The sequence below is a fragment of the Pseudomonas sp. MD195_PC81_125 genome, from assembly GCF_014060985.1.
In the GTDB taxonomy this organism is placed as follows: domain Bacteria; phylum Pseudomonadota; class Gammaproteobacteria; order Pseudomonadales; family Pseudomonadaceae; genus Aquipseudomonas; species Aquipseudomonas parakoreensis.
The window spans coordinates 1-4202 of record NZ_JABULD010000555.1 but is presented as its reverse complement, the minus strand read 5'-3'; the positions used below and the strand labels follow the sequence as shown (position 1 = coordinate 4202).

Genomic DNA, 4202 nt, shown 5'->3' with positions numbered 1-4202 from the left:
GGCAGCTCCTACAGGTGACCGCATTCCAAATGTAGGAGCTGCCGAAGGCTGCGATTTTTTGCTGTTCGATAATCGCCCAAAACCCGCTTTCACCGATTGAATCTCGCCCACCGCCCCCCGCACCATTCGCTCCACAAAACCAATAACAACAGGTTCGATACCATGCTTCCGCGCCCTGTCCCGCCCGGCTGATCGCCACCGCTTCATTCCTGATCTGCAATGTCGTGCTCGCCCCAAAGTGGCGGCAGCGAACCCGTTCGTCCCCAAAAAAATAACAAGAGACCCTGCGATGACTCATCCCACTGCGCCGTACGCCCTCCCCGGCCTGATCGCCCTGGCCCTGACCGGCGCCGCCCTGCCCGCCGCAGCTGAAGAAGCCGGTTTTATCGAGGGCGCTAGCGCCAACCTGAACCTGCGCAATTTCTACATCAACCGCAACTTCACCAACCCGACCAAGGCGCAGGGCAAGGCTGAAGAATGGACGCAGAACTTCATCCTCGACGCCAAATCCGGTTTCACCCAGGGCACCGTCGGTTTCGGCATGGACGTGCTCGGCCTGTACTCGGTCAAACTCGATGGCGGTAAAGGCACCGGCGGCACGCAACTGCTGCCGCTGGATCACGACGGGCGTCCGGCGGACAACTTCGGCCGCACTAACGTCGCGTTCAAGGCCAAGCTGTCGCAAACCGAAATCAAGGTCGGCGAATGGATGCCAGTGCTGCCGATCCTGCGTTCGGACGACGGTCGTTCGCTGCCGCAAACCTTCCGTGGTGGCCAGATCACCTCGAAGGAGATCAACGGCCTGACCCTCTACGGCGGCCAGTTCCGCGCCAACAGCCCGCGCGACGACAGCAGCATGAGCGACATGTCGATGTTCGGCAAAGCGGCGTTCACCTCTGATCGCTTCAACTTCCAGGGCGGTGAATACCAGTTCAACGAAAAACGCACACAGATCGGTCTGTGGAACGCTGAACTCAAAGACATCTACAGCCAGCAATACGTCAATCTGACCCACAGCCAGCCCCTCGGTGACTGGACGCTGGGCGCCAACCTCGGCTTCTTCTACGGCAAGGATGACGGCAGCGCCCGCGCCGGCGAACTCGACAACAAGACCTGGTCGGGGATGTTCTCGGCCCGCTACGGCGGCAACACCTTCTATGTCGGTCTGCAAAAACTCACCGGCGACAGCGCCTGGATGCGCGTCAACGGCACCAGCGGCGGCACCCTGGCCAACGACAGTTACAACTCCAGCTACGACAACGCCCAGGAACGTTCCTGGCAGGTGCGCCACGACTACAACTTCGCCGCCCTGGGCATTCCCGGCCTGACCCTGATGAACCGCTACATCAGCGGCGACAACGTGCACACTGGCACCATCACCGACGGCAAGGAATGGGGCCGCGAATCGGAACTGGGCTACACCGTACAAAGCGGTACCCTGCGCAACCTCAACGTGCGCTGGCGCAACTCGACCATGCGCCGCGACTTCAGCAACAACGAGTTCGACGAAAACCGCCTGATCATCAGCTATCCGATCAGCTTGCTCTGATCCCCACGCCGGCGCTGCATGAGTGGCGCCGGCCTCAACCACTGGTCAGCCCGGACTGGCGATTTGTCGAGGCACAGATACAGTGAAAGAGGTGTGTAAACTCTCCAGCCCGCTGTAGGAGCCCTTAGTTTTCTTCCGTTATCTCCGGATGCTGTACGCGAAGCTGCCTTGGCCACGGAGGTCAGGTATGAGCAAGCGAATAGTTATCGTCGGTGGCGGTGTAGGCGGAACCATGCTGGCCAATCTACTGGTCGGCAAGCTGTATCCGGAAGCTCTACGCGGCGACCTCTCGATCACATTACTGTCCAGTTCCCCCGATCATTACTACAAACCTGCGTTCATGTACGTGGCATTCAGCCAGTTCTTCGAAGAGGAACTCAAGCGTCCGGAACGCTCACTGTTGCGCCCGGAAATCAGTTTCCACGTTGAAGAAGTCACCCGTTTCGACTTTTCCGGGCAGCAATTGCGCACCCGAACCGGCAAACGCTTCGACTATGATTTTCTGGTGATCGCCACCGGCTGCGTGCCGGCGCCGGAACGCATCGAGGGTCTGCAGGAAGCCGGCGACCACTTCTATCAATACCTTCCTGCCCGGCAACTGGCGCAACGCCTGAACACCATCGAAAAAGGCCGGATTTTCATTACCGTGTCCTTCCCGCAGACACCGAACGTCCCGCACCAATGCGGCATCGCGCCCGTGGAAACGACATTGATGCTGGATGATTTGTTACGTCGCCGGGGCGTTCGCGAGCAAGTGGAAATCATCTACACCTACCCGACAGTTGCCCAGCTATTGCGCAATTGTCTGTTCTTGCAGCGCCCCACGGGTGAAATTCTGCCGAGCATCTTTGCCCGGAAAAACATTCACTTTCAGCGTGGCTTCACCCTGAGCCGTGTGGATCCCGATGCAAAAGTCGCCTACTCGGCCGAGGGCGATGCGCAACCCTTCGACATCCTGATGGCGACTCCGCCAATCCAGGCCGTCGAGGTGGTGCGCGAGTGCGGCATCTCGCAAGCCGCCAATGATGAAGGATGGCTGCCGACCAATCACGAAACGTTGCAAGTCTACGGTCTGGAGAATGTCTACGTGATCGGCGACACCGTCGACCTGCCGGTCAGCAAGGCCGGCGGCGCCTGTCATAACCAGGCACCGGTGATCGCCAACAACATCACGGCCCAGATCCGTCTTGGCGCACCCAACTCGGTATACGACGGTCGGGTACAAGCGGTAGCACAAATGGGCCTGAATGCCGGGATGCCACTCTGGTACGACTACGCCCACGATGTATTGCCGACACCCCCGACCAAATTGGGCGGCCTGCTCAGAAACGGTTTCAATCGCGGTCTTTACTGGGCGGTGGCCCGGGGAATGCTTTGACCCTGCACAGGGAGGAGTGATTGCTCATGCACATGCCCGAGGAAATATCAGCCACGCCCGGGTTCACGGCCCTGATGGCAAAACTGCAGCCGTTAATCGACGGCGGACGCCTGGAGAATATTGTCGACCTGCTTTCCCTGGTGTCCGATATCACCGATCTGCTCGACGCGGCCATGGTGGAAAAGCTCGCGCAATTGTTCGAGAACAGCACTGCCGCCACCTGGGCAGTCAGTAATGCAGTGCGCGTGGCCAAAGCCGAGATATCGGCACAGTCAGCGGCGCCGGGCACTCTGGCGTTGCTCAAACTGCTGAATGAAGAGGACACACGCAAAGGCGTGGCCGTTGTCCTGAAAACCCTCAACGTCATTGGACGACAACTGTAATCCGCCAGAGAGGACCTCCTCATGAGCGCCAAACTCGAAACGGCAGGGAACGCCTGCACCCACTGGGACGCCAAGGCGTACCAGCAGTTCTCCCGTCTCAGGCAACGCCCGGTCAACGAATTGCTCGACCGTGTCGACCTGCACGACCCCGAACGCATTTATGACCTGGGCTGCGGCACCGGCATTGCCACGCAGGTGCTGGCCGAGCGCTGGCCGCGAGCGCAGTTGCTGGGCGTCGACAGCTCACGGCAGATGCTGGATCAGGCCCGATGTCTGCCGATCAACGCCCGCTGGCAAGAGTGCGACTTGCTCGACTGGCACCCCGAGCAACCCGCCGACCTGCTGCTCGCGGCGGCGGTGCTGCATTTCATTGGCGATCATCAACAACTGCTGCCGCGCCTGCTCGGTCATCTCAAGCCCGGTGGCTGTCTGGCAGCACATATGCCGGACTGGCGCGATGCCTTGTGGTATCGACTGATGCTCGACACCCTCGACGATGCCGGCCCGGGACACACCCCCATCGGCACACCAGAACTGCGCCGGCGCATGGCCGCGCGGCCGTTGTTGGCATTGGAGGATTACTATCGCTTGCTGGCGCCGCTGACCACGTCGCTGGACATCTGGGAAACCGAGCAACTGCAAGTGGTTGACGGCAAGTCGCCGGTGTACGACTGGATCAAGGTCTCGGCGTTGCGGCCAGTGATGCAGGCGCTGACGTCACAGGAGCAGGCGCGGTTTATCTACCACTTCCTGATGCGCGTGCATGCGTATTATCCGCCGGAGAAAAACGGGCAGACGCTGTTTCCGTTCAAGCGGATTTTCATTGTGGCCAACGTTTGAAGATCAACAGATCGCAGCCTGCGGCAGCTCCTACRRGGGAGTGCATTCCAAT

The 4202-nt window shown here is 60.1% G+C and carries 4 protein-coding genes; all 4 read left to right on the top strand.

The window, feature by feature from the left end:
* Positions 1-289 precede the first annotated feature (289 nt).
* The 4 genes from HT737_RS22350 (at position 290) to HT737_RS22335 (ending at position 4150) form a co-directional block, all read left to right on the top strand.
* A complete protein-coding gene (locus HT737_RS22350) occupies positions 290-1549 on the top strand; it encodes an OprD family porin (RefSeq protein ID WP_121184142.1) in 1260 nt (419 codons plus the stop codon).
* Positions 1550-1736: 187 nt separating this feature from the next.
* Entirely contained in the window at positions 1737-2927 is a 1191-nt protein-coding gene (locus HT737_RS22345) for an FAD/NAD(P)-binding oxidoreductase (protein ID WP_182404018.1), read from the top strand.
* A gap of 26 nt (positions 2928-2953) precedes the next feature.
* Positions 2954-3310, top strand: a complete 357-nt coding sequence (locus tag HT737_RS22340) for a DUF1641 domain-containing protein (protein ID WP_095667329.1) — start codon at positions 2954-2956, stop codon at positions 3308-3310.
* Between the two features lie 21 nt (positions 3311-3331).
* A complete protein-coding gene (locus HT737_RS22335; protein WP_182404017.1) occupies positions 3332-4150 on the top strand; it encodes a methyltransferase domain-containing protein in 819 nt (272 codons plus the stop codon).
* The last annotated feature ends 52 nt before the right edge of the window (positions 4151-4202 follow it).

Bases quoted from the DNA above. Each gene is read 5' to 3' on its own strand.
- HT737_RS22350 (WP_121184142.1), top strand. From the start codon at position 290: ATGACTCATCCCACTGCGCCGTACGCCCTCCCCGGCCTGATCGCCCTG.
- HT737_RS22345 (WP_182404018.1), top strand. From the start codon at position 1,737: ATGAGCAAGCGAATAGTTATCGTCGGTGGCGGTGTAGGCGGAACCATG.
- HT737_RS22340 (WP_095667329.1), top strand. From the start codon at position 2,954: ATGCACATGCCCGAGGAAATATCAGCCACGCCCGGGTTCACGGCCCTG.
- HT737_RS22335 (WP_182404017.1), top strand. From the start codon at position 3,332: ATGAGCGCCAAACTCGAAACGGCAGGGAACGCCTGCACCCACTGGGAC.